This window comes from Lujinxingia vulgaris, from assembly GCF_007997015.1.
Classification (GTDB): Bacteria; Myxococcota_A; Bradymonadia; order Bradymonadales; family Bradymonadaceae; genus Lujinxingia; species Lujinxingia vulgaris.
In genome coordinates this window covers 713,159-728,624 of the sequence record NZ_VOSM01000002.1, presented here as the reverse complement: position 1 = coordinate 728,624, position 15,466 = coordinate 713,159, and the positions used below count along the sequence as shown (strand labels likewise).

12 protein-coding genes are annotated in these 15,466 nt (G+C 64.5%); 7 read left to right on the top strand and 5 right to left on the bottom strand.

The features are described 5' to 3' along the window. Window positions 1-63 precede the first annotated feature (63 nt). Window positions 64-1,989: a GYF domain-containing protein gene (locus FRC98_RS21360; RefSeq protein WP_230467344.1), complete on the bottom strand. Its 1,926-nt coding sequence runs from the start codon at window positions 1,987-1,989 to the stop codon at window positions 64-66. 216 nt (window positions 1,990-2,205) lie between these two features. On the opposite strand from FRC98_RS21360, the gene FRC98_RS06485 reads away from it, so the two are divergent. After that, window positions 2,206-2,763: a hypothetical protein gene (locus tag FRC98_RS06485; RefSeq protein WP_146980464.1), complete on the top strand. Its 558-nt coding sequence runs from the start codon at window positions 2,206-2,208 to the stop codon at window positions 2,761-2,763. A 3-nt stretch (window positions 2,764-2,766) separates the two neighbouring features. Here the strand turns inward: FRC98_RS06485 and xseB are convergent, their stop codons facing one another. From xseB to FRC98_RS06470, 3 genes are read right to left on the bottom strand one after another with little or no spacing between them, the layout of a single operon-like run. Beyond that, window positions 2,767-2,994 carry an exodeoxyribonuclease VII small subunit gene (gene xseB, locus FRC98_RS06480; RefSeq protein WP_146980463.1) on the bottom strand — a complete coding sequence of 76 codons (228 nt, stop codon included), beginning with the start codon at window positions 2,992-2,994 and terminating at the stop codon, window positions 2,767-2,769. Further along, a complete protein-coding gene (xseA, locus tag FRC98_RS06475; RefSeq protein WP_146980462.1) occupies window positions 2,991-4,802 on the bottom strand; it encodes an exodeoxyribonuclease VII large subunit in 1,812 nt (603 codons plus the stop codon). Before xseA ends, xseB begins: the two co-directional genes overlap by 4 nt. Window positions 4,803-4,823: 21 nt before the next feature. Further along, complete coding sequence (locus tag FRC98_RS06470; protein WP_146980461.1) at window positions 4,824-5,069, bottom strand: hypothetical protein; 246 nt, start codon at window positions 5,067-5,069, stop codon at window positions 4,824-4,826. Window positions 5,070-5,148: 79 nt separating this feature from the next. On the opposite strand from FRC98_RS06470, the gene FRC98_RS06465 reads away from it, so the two are divergent. From FRC98_RS06465 to FRC98_RS06455, 3 genes are all read left to right on the top strand, one after another. Continuing rightward, window positions 5,149-6,963, top strand: coding sequence for a S49 family peptidase (locus FRC98_RS06465; protein WP_146980460.1), 1,815 nt, complete (start codon window positions 5,149-5,151; stop codon window positions 6,961-6,963). A 162-nt stretch (window positions 6,964-7,125) separates the two neighbouring features. After that, window positions 7,126-7,386: a glutaredoxin 3 gene (grxC, locus tag FRC98_RS06460; RefSeq protein ID WP_146980459.1), complete on the top strand. Its 261-nt coding sequence runs from the start codon at window positions 7,126-7,128 to the stop codon at window positions 7,384-7,386. Between the two features lie 133 nt (window positions 7,387-7,519). Beyond that, window positions 7,520-8,911, top strand: coding sequence for an RCC1 domain-containing protein (locus FRC98_RS06455; protein WP_230467343.1), 1,392 nt, complete (start codon window positions 7,520-7,522; stop codon window positions 8,909-8,911). 159 nt (window positions 8,912-9,070) lie between these two features. Here the strand turns inward: FRC98_RS06455 and FRC98_RS06450 are convergent, their stop codons facing one another. After that, window positions 9,071-10,438, bottom strand: a complete 1,368-nt coding sequence (locus FRC98_RS06450) for an AgmX/PglI C-terminal domain-containing protein (protein WP_146980457.1) — start codon at window positions 10,436-10,438, stop codon at window positions 9,071-9,073. Between the two features lie 456 nt (window positions 10,439-10,894). Between FRC98_RS06450 and FRC98_RS06445 the strand changes: the two genes are divergently transcribed. The 3 genes from FRC98_RS06445 to ftsH all read left to right on the top strand — a co-directional run bounded on the left by FRC98_RS06445 (window position 10,895) and on the right by ftsH (window position 15,456). Continuing rightward, a complete protein-coding gene (locus FRC98_RS06445) occupies window positions 10,895-11,803 on the top strand; it encodes a hypothetical protein (protein WP_230467342.1) in 909 nt (302 codons plus the stop codon). A gap of 10 nt (window positions 11,804-11,813) precedes the next feature. Beyond that, window positions 11,814-13,280 carry a tRNA lysidine(34) synthetase TilS gene (tilS, locus tag FRC98_RS06440; protein ID WP_146980455.1) on the top strand — a complete coding sequence of 489 codons (1,467 nt, stop codon included), beginning with the start codon at window positions 11,814-11,816 and terminating at the stop codon, window positions 13,278-13,280. Between the two features lie 223 nt (window positions 13,281-13,503). After that, window positions 13,504-15,456 (top strand): ATP-dependent zinc metalloprotease FtsH, encoded by a 1,953-nt coding sequence (gene ftsH / locus FRC98_RS06435; RefSeq protein WP_230467341.1) that lies wholly within the window; start codon window positions 13,504-13,506, stop codon window positions 15,454-15,456. The last annotated feature ends 10 nt before the right edge of the window (window positions 15,457-15,466 follow it).

Below are 15,466 nucleotides of genomic sequence, written 5' to 3'. Positions count from 1 at the left end.
GCAAAAACGCCCGGCTCAAACGAGCCGGGCGTTTTTGTTTCAACACACTCACGATGTGTCGGGTTACTGCAACACAAAGGGCGCGCGAACCTCAATCGGCTCACCGTTGAAGCTGGGGAAGCTCCAGCGGTCGCGGTGCGTGTTCATGCAACGGCTAAACTCGGTGCCCTCAAGCGAATCCGGCTCCAGTTTGATGCGCCCGATCCGCCCGGTGTTAAGAACCTGCAGGGTCAGGTGAATGCGTCGCGCATCGATGGTGCCGCCGCGCCACATATGGCGCTCGCGGCACAGGCCGATGCTCTGCGAGACGGTCCGAAAGCCCTGCGCGACTTCTTCCGGCGAGAGCCCCTGGGGGCCCTTGGCCTTACGCCCGGCCTCCAGATCGGCGTGCGGGCGATAGATCTCGCGGTTGGACTCGGTTTTGAGTGCGGCCATGCGCTGAAAACGATCGTCGGCGACGTTCGCCTCGGCTGCGCCGGCAAGTCCGCCCACCTCAAAGCCACCGGCCGTCGCCCCAACACCGTCACGATTGATGCCGGAGTTGGACGTCCCACGACCGATCTGCGCGCCCTCGGTCGAACCACCCTCCAGGCGAAGCGCGTTGGCATCGATCTTCGGAAGGAGGCGCGGGTTGTTTTCGGCGCGCGCAATCTGCTCGCGACGAATCTCATCGGCGCTCTTACCGGCTTTACGGGCCTGTTCTTCCTGCTCGAACGCCGCGCGCCCCTCCTCACGGGAGATCACGATATCCTCTTCGATCACGAACATACTGGTCGCGCGGGCGGCCTGCTCTTTGGAGTATTTATTGAACTTCGGCGCCTGGCCCAGGTTATCGAAACGAACCTTCGGACCGCTCTCCACAACCTCAGCCGACTCGGAGGTCGCCACCACGTAGCCGACTCCTGCAACCACGCACACCAACACCAGCGCGGCTGCGCCGAAGAAGATCATGCGTTTGCGGCTGTCTTTTTTGATGGAGTTGAGCTGAATCAGCAAACTTCCAGTGATCTCTTCCAGACGGCTCGATGAGGTCGCCTTCGGATCGCCGAGCTTGGGTGCACTGGGGAAGAAAGGCACCGCATCGGTAGGCTGATCCTCTTTGGCGGGAGCCGCCTCACTCTTCTCCGGCGGCGGAGAGCTCACCGAAGCCGGGGCGCTCGCCGCGTCAAAGCCACCAAAAAGCCCGTCGTGCTCCGAAGGCATTGCGCCATGCGCCTGCGCGCCATCTTCGCCAGCGTCGAGCGTGTCGCCCAGGGCCAGATCCACGCCCTCATCAGCGCTCGAGGCGCCCGCATCGAGCGCGACCTCGTTGTCGTCTTCAAGCTCATCGTCGTCCAGGTGCAGACGCTCGCGCAACTTTGCGAGACGATCCTTTCGAGAGTCCTCAGCGGGCGACTCCAGGCTTGCTTTAAAGCCTTCGACCGCCTTATCGGCGCTCTCGGCCTGACGCGCGGCCGCGGCCTTGAGCACCTCGGAGCGGTTCAGATCGACGACGGTCGCGTCGCCCTCATCTTCGGACTCGCTGGGCTCCGCCTCGGTGAAGCTGGGCTCCGCCCCGAGCCCCAACCCCGCATCATCCGGAGCGCTGACCGCGCTGAGCGCTTCTTTCACACCGATGGTGCGCGGAGAGGGCCTGGCCGCCTGGGCCTGCCCGAGCGCGTCGGCAAACTCCGCGACCGAGCGAAGCGGCTTCCAGTCCCCAAACGTCTCATTCCAGAGGTACGCCGCGTCACCCACCTCACCGGAGGCGACCTTCTGACGAAGCACCTCCTCGGCCATCGGACCAAAGGACTGGCCGTTGATGGCATAATGCCAGGCAAGCGCACGCGCTCCCGGTGCGGCCGGCGGCGCGCTCGCCACCGGTCGACTCGCTTCGCGTACCGTAATGATGTGGCTGCACTTTTTGCAGCGCACCTTCAGAACCTTGCCTCGAACCTTCTCATCGGCGATCGAGTACTTGGTCTGGCAACTGTCGCAGTAGAACTTCATGCAGGTAGGGTCCTCATTCGGGCCTGTCTGGGCCTCGGAAAATCGGGGCAACTCTACCGCTCGTAACCCTATGTGACAAGCGGCCTTGCGCCCCCTCTTCGAGGGAGGTCTCCCGCCCGAACTTGCATCGCGATGGGTGCGTGCGCACCCTGTTTAAAGCACGAGGCGGCTAAAACGCCTCATCGATCCCACTCCCATTCTTTCAGCGGTGCTTTGATGATGTTCTCCACACCCTCAATGTCCAGTCGCGCCCTTCTTCTCCTGAGCGCTGTCGTTTTGCTGATGCTCAGCTTCAGCGCCTGCGGCATCGCCGCCTTTACCATCAACGAGGAGAGCGAGGTCATCGAGATTCAGGGCCAGAGCGGCAACCTCCTCGGGCTGGGCGATCTCTTCCCCACGCGCATCCCGCTGACGGTGAATCTTGAGCAAGAACTTCAGGCCCAGGACGCCGACGGCGCGCAGGCCGTCTACCTGACCGACCTCACCTTCGCTCTCGAAGACGACAGCGAGGAGCCCAACTTCGACTTCATCGATGAGGTCACCATCACCATCGAGTCCACACAAAGTGGCTCCGACCTCCCCTCCGTGGAGCTCGCCTGGCGCAACCCGGCCCCCGAGGGCGCTACCGACTTCTCCCTGGAGATTGAAGAGGGCGTCAACCTCAAGCCCTACATCGAAGAAGGCATGCGCCTGAGCAGCGACGCCTCCGGTAGCGCCCCAACCGAAACCGCGCGCTTCCGCGTCTTCGCCGAGTTCCGCGTCGAGGTGCTCTAAGGCTCAGTCGTCGTCGCGCCCGTCGAGCTCTTCGATGATCGTGCGGACCTGGAACTCGGTCTGATCGATCTTCTCGCGGCACATGCGAATGAGCTCGGCGGCGCGGGCCACCCGCTCGCCAAGCTCATCGAGGTCGACGGCGTCGCCTTCGATGGCGGCGAGAATGAGGGTGAGCTCTTCCATCGCCTCACCGTAGCTGAGGGGCTCGGGGGGCGTCGTCGTGTCGTTCATGGGGTCTCCTCAGAAGTCGTATCGTCGGCCGGGTCGATGCCGGTTGAAGATGGTTTGTCATGCTGCAAGGCATCATCGTGCGGTGATGCATCGGGGTCAGGAGCGCGGGTCGCCGCCAGACGGCCGCCGGCGAGCTCCACATCAAAACGCTCGCCCACGGCCAGTTCACCGGGGTTACGCACCACGCCCTGTGGGCCGCGCACAATCGCGAAGCCGCGCGAGAGCACGCGCGCCGGGTCGAGCAGCCGGCGTTGCTCCTCGGCAAACTCCAGCTGCGCCCTCGCCTGCCGTAACGTCACTCGGGTGGCGCGATCGAGGCGCTCCTGGCGATCGCGAAGCTCATCCAGACGTCGGCGAAGTCGCGCCTGCACCGCGCTCAACGATAGCCCGCGCGAGGCGCGCTCCACCTCGCGGCGCGCATCGTCGGTGCGACGCTCCACCACCCGGGCGAGCCGCTCCTCGGCGCGCCGGGTGTGGCGCTCGGCCTGCTCCAGCCTTCGCCGCACCGCGGCGCTGACGCGGTCTCGCGCCCGGGCCTCCCTCAAGCGCGCCCGCTCCACCCCGCGCGTCACATCGCGCTCAAGGCCGGCGCTGGCCACCCGCAGGCGCTGACGCTCCCGCTCCACCCGCCGGGTGGCGTGGCGCGCGAGTCGCGCGTAGCGATCTTCCATCGTCGACCAGAAACGCTCCACCTGCTCAATGAGCGTGTCGGCCGCAGCCGTAGGCGTCTTCGTCGAGGTGCTGATAAGATCGAGCAGACACACATCGCGCTGGTGCCCCACCCCGCAGATCACCTTTAAGGGGTGGCGACACACAGCCTCACCAATGGCCTCCGTATCGAAATACGCGAGGTCGGAGCGTGAGCCCCCGCCGCGCACAATCGCCACCACGTCAAAGTCTGCAGCCCGCGCCTCAAAGAAACGCAACGCCCGCAGCACCGACGCCTCGGTATGCACACCCTGCACGTTGGCGTGGTGCACGGTCAGCTCAAACCCAAAGCCGCTCTGCGCCAGCTGATGGGCGAAGTCGTTGTAAGCGTCGCTCTCATAGCTCGTGATCAGCCCCACCCGCAGCGGGCACACCGGCAGGGGCAGCGCAAGGTTAAGGTCGGCAACCCCCTTTGCCTCCAGCGCGCGGAAGGCCCGCTCCCGGTTCATCTCCAGCTCGCCGGCGGTATAACGCGGGTCGATGTCCTGGACGATGACCTGAAAACGCCCGTTCTGCGGGTAAAGATCGATCTTCACCAGCACCCGAACCGCCAGCCCGTCTCGCAGACGCACATCAAGTGCGCTCTGGCGCAAGACCTCGTCGACCCGGCGACGATCGTCTTCAAAAAGCACCGCCTTAATGCGGGCCACCTCGCTGGCCCCGGCATAAGGCCGCTCCACAAGATCGAAGAAGAAGGTGCGGTAGCCGCTGGCGCGGTTCTTATCAAAATCCTGCAGCTCACCGACCAGCCACACCGCATTGGCGAAGCGCTCGCGCAACGCCAGGCGCGCCTGATGGTTGAGCTGGGCCACGGTCAGCGTGCCCTCGGGCACCGTGGGCAGCGCCGGCGCGGGCAGCTCCTGGACCTGCGTCTGATTGTCGGCGCAGTACGCGCGCAACCCCTCGCTATGCTTGAAGTGATGCGCCTCAAGCTTGCTGACCACAAAGGCCAGGTGCTCCAGCGGCACAAGCCAGCTGCGGGTGTTCTTGTCGTACCAGCGGTCGGGCAACGTGCGCACCACCGCCACAAGCTCCCGATCGTAGGGGAAGCTGATGCGCAGCCGGCTGTGCTGCTCCTCGATGTCGATCATTCGCGCCATCGGCGCACCCTTCGCTCGGTCTCAGCCCGGCTCCACACACACTCGCCCCGCCTCGCCAAGGCAGTCCCCCTCCAGGGCACCGCTCTCCGGCTGACAGGGCACGCACTGCGCCGGCGCCTCACACTGGGCGTCATCGGTGCACTGCGGCAGACACTGGCGCTTGTAGCACATCTCACCCTCACCACAACGCACGTACTCATCGCACTCCGTGGTGGTCACGCAGCCCACCGGCGCCGCCATCAGCGCGACCAGCATCACCAGCACCATCGCACCGGCTCGACACCGCACCGGGCCGGGTCTACGTTGACCGAAGCTGTGTGAGATGGCCCCCGAGATGAGCTGAGTTATGCTGCGTGCGCCTTTTGTCATCGTCTTCAATCTCCTGCGCCTGTTGCGCTACCTGTGGCGCTGGCTCCTCTTTAAGCTGGGGCGCCGGCTGGCGCGCCGACGCCAGCTCTGGGTGCGCCTGAACATGGGCTCGCGGCGAGCCTTCGGGCCGGCGCAGGGGCTGGCGGCGCGCTTTCAGCGCCAGGAATCCTACCTTCAACTGCGCGATGACGTCGACCGGCTCGCCAGCTCACCTTACGTCAGGGGTGTGGTGCTTGTCTGCGACGACTTCGCCGAGGGAGCCGCGCGCACCGCCGACCTGCGCGAGCTGGTGGTGCGACTTCGCAGCGCCGGAAAACGCGTCGTGGTGCATACCCACTCGCTGACCGGCAACGACTTCGACCTGGCAAGCGCGAGCGATGAGACCCTGCTTACCCCCGGGGGCCGGCTCTACCTCTTCGGACGTCGCTTCGAAGAGATCTTCGCCGCGAAGCTTTTAGAGAAGGTCGGTGTGGCCGCTCAATTCGTGCACATCGGCCCCTTTAAGACGGCCGCCCACCGCATGATTCACGCGCACGGGACAACGCCCCAGCGCCTGATGATGACGCAACTTCTCGAAGGCCTGGAGCAGGAGCGCCTGGTGCGCCAGTCCGACGCGCTTCAAGTTACCCCGGCGGAGCTCGACGCCACCGTCTCAAAGATGCCGCTGGACGCGCGCAGCGCTCAGGCAATGGGCCTGGTCGGCCCGGAGCTCCACCGCTCACAGCTCAAAGATTACCTCGCCATGGGCGACCACCGCCACGCCTTCATCCCTCAGCCCGAGTTAACCCGCAGCGCCGGCCCCCCTGACACCGCCTCGTCAGCAGATGCACCCCACACACCCGCACACCACACCGTCGATCTCCGTAGCGCCGAAGACTGGCTGGCCAGCGACCCGGGACGCTTTCGCCCCATCCCGCTCTTCCGGCGCCGGGCGCGCGTCGCGGTGATGGACCTCTCCGGCATGATCGTGATGTCGGGCACCGAACTCCCCGGCCAGTCCGCAGCCAGCGTGGAGCCCTCCGAGGTCCTCCCGGTGCTCCACGCCCTGCGCCGGGATCCACGCGTGCGTGCAGTTGTTCTGCACATCAACTCGCCAGGCGGAAGCGCCCTGGCCAGCGAGATCCTCTGGGAAGCCATCGAGCGGCTCCGCAGGGAGAAGCCGGTCATCGCTTACTGCTCCGAGGTCGCGGCCAGCGGCGGCTACTACATGGCGGTGGCCTGCGACCGCATCCTCTGCCAGCCCGAGACGCTGACGGGCTCCATCGGCGTGATCGCCGGGAAGTTGGCGCTGCCCGGCGTCTTCGACAAACTCGATCTTCACGTGGAGCATCGCGAGCGCGATCCGGTGGGCCGCTTCCAGAGCCTCTCGACCCCCCTGCCCGAGCAGGCCCTCGGCAACCTCCAGGAAGATGCCCGCGCCTTCTACCGCATGTTTCTGCGCCGCGTCGGACACGCTCGCCAGCTTCCCCGCCGCCGATTGCACCGCTACGCGCGGGGACGCGTCTACACCGGACGCGACGCGCTGGCGCGGGGGCTTTGCGACGAGCTTGGCGGCTTTGATCGCGCGTTTGAGCTGGCCTGCGAACTGGCGGAAGTTCCCACCGCGCGCGCCGATCTTCATTTCGCCTCCCACCGGCGCGTCAGCCTGCCGGCGCTGCTTCGTCGCCAGGTCCGCACCGAACTCCCCGCCCTCTCCACCCTGGACACGCTGCGCACGGCCACCGCGCTGCTGCATCAAGAACAGCTCCTCGCCATCTGCCCGCTTCGCCCCGCCGACACCATCCCGTCTTGAAACCTTCGGCGCGCTCTGGCATCCCACCCACGCATCACCCTTAAGGGCCGCATCGCCCCGCTCGTTCCGCTGCGCCCCCTTGAACCCGCGCCCTTGCGCAACCACATTGAGCTCAGGTGCCGGCACCTACGTCGGCGCTCACCTTGAATTACGGAGCCCCCCATGGCCGAAGTCATCATCTACCGCACCCAGTACTGCCCCTACTGCGACATGGCCAAGCGCCTCTTTCGCGAACTCGACGTCCCCTTCGAAGAGATTGACGTCACCCACGATTCCGATGCCCGCGCCGAGCTCATCGAGCGCACTGGCGGCAAGCGCACCGTCCCCCAGATCTTCATCGACGGAAAATCGGTCGGAGGTTTCACCGACGTTCAGGCCCTGCAGCGCACCGGTGAGCTCAGCAAGATGCTGGGCGGCGAATGACCTCTCCGGGGTATCGCGCCCGTTAGAACCTCGACCCACACTCATATTCGCGTAAAGTACGACCAGCGTGCCCTGGCATTCTATGCCGGGGTTCGAGCACCTTTTTATGGCTCTAACTGCGGTGAGTATGTTGATGTTCAGAGCGCGATACATCCCCCTGGCCCTGGCGCCGATACTATCCCTGGGCGCTGCCTGTCAGACCGACACGGTGGCCTGCCAGCAAGACTCCGATTGTTTCTTGAACGAGCGCTGCTCGGCAGGATTCTGCGAGGCTCGCCCGTCCGTTGAGCCCGACGCGGGCAACGATGCCGCCGTGCCTGACGACCTTGACGCCGAGGACGATACGGCAGACGCACTCCCTCAACCGCCCGATCTTACCACCCTCTGCCCCCCCTCACAGCGCCCAGCCGAGTCTGGCGACCACACTCCAAACGTGGTCGCCCTGGCGCCCACCCACGCCTGCGCAATCGACGTGAGCGGACGCCTCTTCTGCTGGGGAGACAACGCGCGCGGCCAGCTGGGCGATGGCACCCTCGACCCGCAGCGCGTCCCAACCCGTGTGGCCCCCGCATGCTACTGGAACCGCATCGACATTGCCGGAGAGACCACCTGCGCCATCACCATCGATGATCAGCTCTTCTGCTGGGGCGACAACCGCTTCGGGCAGCTGGGTCAGGGAGATTTTGAAGATCGCCCCTACCCTGTGCTCATCCCCGGAGAGTGGTCCTCCGTCAGCGTGGGGCCGGACCGCGTCTGCGCCCGCGACAACGCCGGAGACACCTGGTGCTGGGGAAATAACGGGACGCGCCGCAACCTGCTCGGGGCCGAGAACCTGAATCCGCGCGAACCCTCCCCGGTGAAAGTCATTGCTGACTTCTATGCCATCGATATCACGCTGGGAAATGCGCACACCTGCGCGGTGCACCGCGAAGACCGACAGCTTTATTGCTGGGGAGACAACCTGCAAAACCAGATCGGCCCCGAGCTCGGCAGCGCCGGCTCTGCCACGCCCTTTTTCACCATGCGCAATTTCACCTGGCAGCATATCAGCGCCGCCGGGGACCACACCTGCGGCGTCCTGCTCGGCAACGACGATCGCAACATGTACTGCTGGGGGGATGACGCCGCACCCTACGGGCTTGTCGCTCCCGACAGCGAAGAGGCGCCCCACTACATCGGGGCCGACGGGCACTTCGGCTGGACCATCTTCACCAGCACCACCCACACCTGCAGCATCGACTTCAATATTGAGAACCAGACCTACGGCGGGATGATGTGCTGGGGCGAAAACGCTTCCGGTCAGGCCGTCCCGGACACCAACGCCCTGGTCGTGGAGACACCACAAAGCGTCAGCCTCCCCGATTCGGACGTTTATTTTGCCGCCGTCACCGATGGCGTGAGCTGCGCCCTGAGCGGCTTTCCGCAGCAGCTGCGCTGCTGGGGCAGCAACGAGCACGGCCTCCTGGCCACCGGTGATACCGAGCCTCGCGAAGGCCTCGTTGCCATCAGCCTGGAGCCCCGCTAAACGCGTTGGGTTGATTTCGCCCAGATAAACGCCCGCGCTCCAACTCGGAGCGCGGGCGTTTTCATTCAGGCCTCCGCTGGCCTATCGAAATAAGAAAGGCCGCGCCCTGCCGGGCGCGGCCTTCTTCATTCAGATGTACCCGGAGCTACCCGAGACGCCTTATTCGATGCCCGAGAAGACGAAGGGGTAGTTAATCACGCAGATACCACCGTCGGGCTTCTCAAAGCGCAGGCGGTCAATAACGCGCGTGATGCAGCTCTCCACCGAGGAGTTGTTCATCGTGGAGCTGGCGATCGCGGCGTTGGAGACCGAGCCGTCCAGCTGCACGCGCCAGGTCGCGGTGATGTTACCACTCAGGGTGGGGTTGGTCTGAAGCTCACGCTCGAAGCAGTGACGAATCGCGGCCTGACGGCTGCTGACCACCGAGCGGATATTGCCCGGGTCGCAGAAGTCACCGACGGCCGGCGCTCCGGTCGACATACGCGCTTCGACCTTACGCTCTTTCTTCTTGCCCAGCGCCGCGCCGGTGCCTTTGCCACCACCGGTGTCGACCTTACCCAGACCACCGACACGACCGAAGCCTTCGCCACCGCCGCCGCTTCCGCTGCCGCGCATGCCCATGCCACCCTGGCCGCGACCAATCTGCAGCTCGCCACCTTCACCGCTCATGGCGACGTTCATCTTGGAATCAAAACCTTCCGAGTTACCGAAGAGGTTGGCCAGCGGGCCGTCGCTGATGATGTTGTTGCTCAGCGCTTCGTGCACACCGATGTTCTTCACGTCGATCTCGTCGACCATCGGACCATCAACCTTCGGAATCTTGGAGTCAGGCATTTCTTCATCCGGGTCACCGAACTCGCCCTCTTCGCCGCCGGCTTTCTTGCCGGTGGTGTCTTCGGCGGGCTCTTCCACCTCTTCCTCTTCCTCAAGCGCCGCGTCGACATCATCGACCGCGAAGCGCGCGAAGCGGTCCATGACCTCAAGATCGGTGAGTTCGGGCTCAATCGGCTGCATCATCGCCGTGATCAAGAAGATCAGGTGCGCGATCGCCGCCACAATCAACGAGACCGAAAGCGGACCATCAAAGATCTCTTTGGGGCTGGTCCCGACAATCGCCTCCCCACGCTCAACGAGCTGGAAGAAGATGTTGACGTTACCCAGGTTAAGAACGCCCCAGTCGCCAAAGCTCAGGTCGACTTCATAGACGGTGGCCTTGCCCTCGTCGGTGCTTACCGTCCCGGACTTGGTAGCCTTGCCCTCATCAATGAGTTCTTCGAGGTCAAACTCCTCGTCATCGATGTGCAGCGCCGCTTCGATCTTATCGGTGAGGCGGATTTTATAACCCGACTCCTGACGCTCAAACACCTCAAGCGAGGCGGGAAGCCCCGGCGCCGGGACCGAGAAGACGTTCTTATCGTCTTCACCGATGGTGACTTTAGGCGCGCTATCTTTGGTGAACGTCAACTCTTGATAGATCGTCCCGTTCCAGACTAGCGCGACGCGCAGGTTATGATTCTTCGGCTTCACCAGGAGCTCCGTTCACTCGGTTTTATCACCATCTGGCCGCACGTGGTGCGACGACTCTCGCCGACGCGGTCGGCCCGAACACCGCTTCAGTATACCCGAAATCGGGCTCAGAAAGCGGACAAGGGAAGATACGTTTTGCGTTTTCCGGCGTCAAGCACCCCTTCAAAAGGGTCATCCATCACCGGAACACCGCGTAAAACCTACATCATACGACACCACACCATCAACCCTGCTGACAAAACACGATGCGCTGCGTCATCGCGCAACCTGATCACCTTTAGAATTTGCGAAGCACCTCTGCGTCTTTTACCGTCGCCCTCAGTACGGGGCGTGGCCCGCGACATACGCGACGAGTTGAGCATGGCATCCATCTTCACAACCACACGTTCACGCTTTTCTATTGCAGGCCCGGGTCCCCTGCCCCTTGCCCTCTGCCTCATTATGGTGTCGAGTTCGATGGTGGCGAATTCGGCCTTTGCTCAGGAGTCCGAGCCCCTGCAACGCGTCAAACCCGGCGAGCTGCAGAGTTTTGAGGATGTCCGCATCGAGCGCATCCGTCCGCATGAGCTCAGCGAGATCACCCCGGGCCTGGGGCGCCCTGAAATTGCCACCGCCGAGAGCGCCGACCTCCCTCGCCCCCTCAATCGTGAAGAGCTGGAGCGCCTGCGCGCCATCGCCAACACACGCACCTCGCTGATCATGGCGCTGGTCATGCCGCCGCGGCCCTATCGGCAGGTACCGATGGTCTACATCGGACACGCCGTCTGGGTGCAGCCGGCCCCTGACCGGGCGCCGATCCTGATGAGCACATCCGACTGGCTCACAGACGCGAAGCAGATCTTCCTCATCGACGACGCCACCGCAGCCGCCATGCGCGAGCACGGGATTCCCCTGGCCAGCCGGCCCTCCCCCGGCACAAGCCGCCCCTCCGGCGAGGGCATCGAAGATCTCTTAAAAGAAGTTGGTGATGTGCTCATCGAGCTTCGCGCCGACCGTAGAGAGCCCAACCTCAACCTGGCTCACCTGAGCTTCGTCTCCGACGAGGCGGAAGCTCGCAGCCGGCCTCAATCCGGTTGGCCGCTCCATGACACCAGCCGACCGGCCCCGCCCATGATCTTTGCCTACTCCCCGGAGCGCCCGGGGCTCATTGAGCCGGTGCAAATCCACGATCTTCGCACGTTGGACGAGGCCTTTCAGTTCTACCTGCCCACCACATCGACCGCGATCCTCGGCGCGCCGCTCTTCTCCAACACCGGACGCCTTGTAGCGTTGAACGCGCTTCGCCACCCGGAGCGTGGCGAGGTCGGCCTGGCGGTGCCCCCCGGCGCGCTTAAGCATTTTGTCGACTCGCTCTCAAAAGACTGAGCCACGCGCGATGCCAACCTCTCCTTCAGGCAACGACGATGACCTCGTCGCGGGCGTCCAGGACGCGCTGCAACGCGCCGGAATCACCGCGGGCGACACCTTGCTTCTTGCCTGGAGCGGCGGGCGCGACTCCACCGTCTTACTCGATCTTCTCCGAAGACTTGCCACGCCACTTCAACTGAACCTGGTGGCCGCGCATATCGATCACGCCATGCGGGAGAGCTCCACGCGTGACGCCGCGCATTGCGAGGAGCAGGCCCACAGGTTCGGGCTATGCTTTGAGCGCGTCACCCTCACTGCGGGCCAGGTCACAAGCCAGGGCGAGGCGCGCGAGGCCCGCTACCTCAAGCTGGCCGAGCTTGCATTAGCTCACCGCGCCCGCGCAGTGCTCACCGCCCATCACGGCGACGATCGCCTGGAGAGCGCGCTGATCAACCTGCTGCGCGGGAGCGGGCTTGATGGCCTGGCAACCTTGCAAGAAGACGCAACGCTTCGCATTGAACATCACAACCTGCGGGTGCTCCGCCCCTTACTCTTCGCCTCAGCCCGCCAGGTCGCAGATTATGCACGTGAGCGCAACCTCACCTGGGTCGACGACCCCACCAACGCCACCGACCACTACCTGCGCAACCGCATCCGCCAGCAGGTGACCCCCCAGCTCCGAGCGATCGCCGGCGAGTTAAGCCCGGCGCGCCGCACGCTGGCCAACCTTGAGTCGGAGCATGAGGCCGCCGAGCACGCTGCAAATCAGCTCGAAACACGCGCTCGACGCCCGGCGCTGGAGCCCGACACACACGCCTTCGATGCCCACCTGCTCCTGAGCGCCCCACGCGCCCTCTGTTTCCGCGTCATCCTGCGCATCGCGCCCGCCTTCGACCGCGAGACCCTAGAGCGCATCGCAGCGCTCCTGCCCGACGCCTTCTCCATCACCCCGAAACATCTCAGCGCCCCGGGTTTTCTGGTCCGCGCGAGCCACGGCCGCCTGACGCTGCTCCCCGCCCGTCAGCGGGGCGGGCGCGATCGACTCCACCCCACGGCATCGCCAATAAAGATCGCCGCGACACCTCGGGGTGCACTCGACTGGCAGGGCTCCCACGTTCGGTGGTCGATCCTTCCCCGGGCGCAGGCCGCCCCCGACCACCCCGCGCGCCCCTGGCGCTGCCTGCTCCCGGCCCCCGCCGCACATCATCCACTCACGCTGCGCGGCTACCTCCCCGGCGACACGCTCACCCGCACTCGCCAGGATGGCACCCCGCAGAAGATCAAAGCCAGCGCGGTCTTTCAGGCCGCGCGCATCGGGGCCGACACGCGCTGGTGCTGGCCCTGTGTCGCCGACGCCTCCAACGACCTGATCTGGATCGCCGGCCTCTCCACCTCTTTCCCCCCGGATCCAACACACGCCAGCAGGCAAGTTTTGGAGGTGATCGTGCGCCCTTCCGCCGCCCTGAGTGCAATTCTTCAATGGCAGCGGAAATAACACCCCCTGAAAATCCCTTCTCCCCATCGACGCCGCTCGCATCATCCGCGGCCCCGCATCAGGGAAGCTCAAGCGCAGGCTGCGCTGTTGAACGCCCTTATGCGAGGTGTTATAGCTTGTCGGTCCGGCCGCCCGCATTTCATGCCCCCGCCGGACTCCCGCGCGCCAGCTCAGGTTTGCCCCTTAATGGCTCGCCATATACTCGACTTCGACGAGGCCAAACGTGCTCAACAAGATCCCCCTCCGCGCATCACTGATCTGGGGTATTCTCATCATCATGGTCGTGGTGGTTTTCAACATCATGACCGACACCTCCATCGACTCCTCCGAGATCTCCTTCAGTCAGTTCCGCAATGCGGTGGAGACGGGGCAGGTCGAAGAGGTCACCATCAAAGACCTCGAGGTCAAGGGCACCTTCTCCGAGGAGTTCGCCCGGGAGCACCACGAGGGTAAAACCGAATTCAACACCGTCGGACCTGTGGGCGAAGATCTTCAGGACATGCTCGCTGCCCAGCAGATCGAGTTCTCCTTTGATCGTGCCGACGAAGACGGCGTCTGGAAGACGATCCTTGTGACTTCCATCCCGCTGATTCTGCTGGTGATGGTCCTGATCTTCTTTATGCGCCAGTTCCAGGGCGGCGGCGGTGGCCGCGCGATGACGTTTGGGAAGTCGCGGGCGCGCCTGCTCAACGAAAATCAGAACAAAGTCACCTTCAACGACATCGCCGGCATCGATGAGGCTAAAGAGGAGCTCCAGGAGATCGTCGAGTTCCTCAAGAACCCCAAGAAGTTCACCCGTCTGGGCGGTCGCATCCCCAAAGGCGTCCTGCTGATGGGCTCGCCGGGTACCGGTAAGACCCTTCTGGCGCGCGGTGTGGCCGGCGAAGCGGGTGTTCCCTTCTTCTCGATCTCCGGCTCGGACTTTGTGGAGATGTTTGTGGGCGTGGGCGCCTCGCGTGTTCGCGACCTCTTTGAGCAGGGCAAGAAGAACGCCCCCTGCATCATCTTCATTGACGAGATCGACGCCGTCGGTCGTCACCGTGGCTCCGGCATGGGCGGCGGGCACGATGAGCGCGAGCAGACGCTCAACCAGCTCCTCGTCGAGATGGACGGCTTTGAGTCCAACGAAGGCGTCATCCTCATCGCCGCGACCAACCGCGCCGACGTCCTCGACCCGGCGCTGCTTCGCCCGGGCCGCTTCGACCGCCGCGTGATGGTCGCCCCGCCGGACGTCCGTGGACGCGAGCAGATCCTCAAGATCCACACCCGCCGCACCCCGATTGGCAAGACCGTCGATCTCAAAGATATTGCCCGCGGCACCCCGGGCTTCTCCGGTGCGGATCTTGAGAACCTGGTCAACGAAGCCGCCCTGCTCGCTGCGCGCTCCAACAAAGATCGCGTTGAGGCCATCGACTTCGAAGAGGCCAAAGACAAGGTCCTGATGGGCGCAGAGCGCAAGAGCATCGTGCTCACCGACGACGAGAAGGCCGTCACCGCCTACCACGAGTCGGGCCACGCCATTGTCGCCCTGCGACAGGCCAACACCGATCCGGTGCATAAGGTCACGATCATCCCGCGTGGTCGCGCCCTGGGTGTGACCCAGCAGCTTCCCACCAAAGATCGCTACAACCTCAACCGCGACTACGTGCTGGAGCGCATCGCGGTGATGATGGGCGGTCGCGCCGCCGAAGAGCTGATTTACAACCAGTTCACCACCGGCGCCGGTCAGGACATCAAGGTCGCCACCAACCTGGCCCGCCAGATGGTCTGCGAGTGGGGCATGAGCGAGAAGATCGGCCCGCTCTTCTATGGCGAATCGCAGGAAGCCAGCCTCAGCACCACGCGCCCCTACAGCGAAGACCTCGCCCGTGAGATCGACGCCGAGGTGCGCCGCATCGTCAAAGAGGCCTACCAGCACGCCTACCAGCTGCTTGAAGAGAACCGCGAGCTGCTTGAGTTGATGACCGAAGCGCTCCTGGAGTTTGAGGCGCTCGACGCCGACGAGATCCGCTACCTGGCCGAAGAGGGCAAACTCGACTGGATCCGCGAGGAACGCCAGAAGAAGATGGCCGAAGAAGCTGAGGAGGCCGATAAGGCTCCCAAGACCGGCTTCGCCTCCAAGATCAAAGAGCAGGTCCCGCCGGTGGGTCCGAACCTGGCGCCGTCCAACACCTGATGATGGCTGA

Bases quoted from the DNA above. Each gene is read 5' to 3' on its own strand.
- FRC98_RS21360 (WP_230467344.1), bottom strand. From the start codon at position 1,989: ATGAAGTTCTACTGCGACAGTTGCCAGACCAAGTACTCGATCGCCGAT.
- FRC98_RS06485 (WP_146980464.1), top strand. From the start codon at position 2,206: ATGATGTTCTCCACACCCTCAATGTCCAGTCGCGCCCTTCTTCTCCTG.
- xseB (WP_146980463.1), bottom strand. From the start codon at position 2,994: ATGAACGACACGACGACGCCCCCCGAGCCCCTCAGCTACGGTGAGGCG.
- xseA (WP_146980462.1), bottom strand. From the start codon at position 4,802: ATGGCGCGAATGATCGACATCGAGGAGCAGCACAGCCGGCTGCGCATC.
- FRC98_RS06470 (WP_146980461.1), bottom strand. From the start codon at position 5,069: ATGGTGCTGGTGATGCTGGTCGCGCTGATGGCGGCGCCGGTGGGCTGC.
- FRC98_RS06465 (WP_146980460.1), top strand. From the start codon at position 5,149: ATGCTGCGTGCGCCTTTTGTCATCGTCTTCAATCTCCTGCGCCTGTTG.
- grxC (WP_146980459.1), top strand. From the start codon at position 7,126: ATGGCCGAAGTCATCATCTACCGCACCCAGTACTGCCCCTACTGCGAC.
- FRC98_RS06455 (WP_230467343.1), top strand. From the start codon at position 7,520: ATGTTCAGAGCGCGATACATCCCCCTGGCCCTGGCGCCGATACTATCC.
- FRC98_RS06445 (WP_230467342.1), top strand. From the start codon at position 10,895: ATGGTGGCGAATTCGGCCTTTGCTCAGGAGTCCGAGCCCCTGCAACGC.
- tilS (WP_146980455.1), top strand. From the start codon at position 11,814: ATGCCAACCTCTCCTTCAGGCAACGACGATGACCTCGTCGCGGGCGTC.